Source organism: Moorena sp. SIO4E2 (genome assembly GCF_010671945.1).
GTDB classification, from domain to species: Bacteria; Cyanobacteriota; Cyanobacteriia; order Cyanobacteriales; family Coleofasciculaceae; genus Moorena; species Moorena producens.
Window position 1 is genome coordinate 1 of record NZ_JAAHIE010001301.1, and the last position, 1,249, is coordinate 1,249.

Genomic DNA, 1,249 nt, shown 5'->3' on the forward strand with positions numbered 1-1,249 from the left:
TATTAAACTAAGCCAGTGAGTCACCCCACTGACTCGTCTTCAAAACCGGACGTGAGACTTTCACCTCATCCGGCTCCTCATCAAACGGAACCATTGTCATTGGTACCTCTAAAACGGGTTTTCATCTAACTCTTTGGCGTTGACTTTTGTCCCGTGTTTGGCATCGTGGCAATGAAGGTGTAGTAATTCCAGATTTTCATCTTTGTTAGTTCCACCATTAGCGCGTGGTAAGATGTGATGCATTTCCATTTCGTCTCTATCCCTAAAGGTAAGACCACAGTGGGAGCACTTCCCTTTTTGCCTTTTCAAAAGTTTTGCCTTCTGAATGGTAGTTTCGGGATGTTTACCCATTCTGGTACTCCAGTAGATTAAATCGCCATCGTAGGGACTTCTGGTTTCTTTGACTTTTCTGTGCCGAACAATAGGTATTTTGGCATGTTTGGGCAAGTAATTATCTTGCCCGGTCATGAACATCCATTTGTCTTTCCCGATGGTTCCCCAATATTTCTTGGTTACCCAGGATTTCGATTTCTTGGGATGCCTCCTATATCCCCATCTTCGGAGTTTTTTCCATAGCATATGCCCTAAAGTATTGAAGGTTTCCTTACTACAGACTGAACTATAGTAATTACACCATCCTCTTATAATGGGTTTTAGTCGGCTGATTAGAGCCGTCTGCGGGGCAGCTCTGTATTGTTCGATAACTTTGGCGAGCTGCCTGTAATGCTCTAGAACTTTTTCTTTAGATGGTTTGATGATGGTCTTAAAACCTTGTTTTGACTGGTTTTTACCGACTTGATATTGACGGATATTGAATCCGAGGAAGTCAAATCCTTCAAATGTATGGGTAATCCTGGTCTTACTTGATTTTAATTCCAAACCCATGTCATTCAACCATGTATTGATGATTCTTTGACATTTTTCTACCACGTAATGGTCTTTATGCATTATGACAAAGTCATCTGCATATCGGATTAAATTTAATGCATTCCTATTTTTGGATTTACTTCCCTTCATAGTTTCTGCGAATTGTTTAATCCTTTTTTCCATGCCGTGAAGGGCTATATTTGCCAGAAGGGGAGATATGACTCCGCCTTGTGGAGTGCCCTCTTCTGTAGGTGAGAATGTCTCATTATCCATCACACCAGCTTTTAGCCAGGATTTGATTAATCGTCTTAAGGATGGATAAGTATTCAATTTTGTGAGAAGTGCATTATGGTTGATTTTATCGTTCGCGAAGCGTGGCCTA

General features: G+C 41.1%; 1 protein-coding gene. It reads right to left on the reverse strand.

Annotation, left to right across the window (positions count from 1 at the left end; genetic code table 11):
• Positions 1–108: 108 nt before the first annotated feature.
• On the reverse strand, positions 109–1,249 hold a 1,141-nt coding region (locus tag F6K37_RS43155), incomplete at its 5' end, for a group II intron reverse transcriptase (RefSeq protein WP_287257307.1).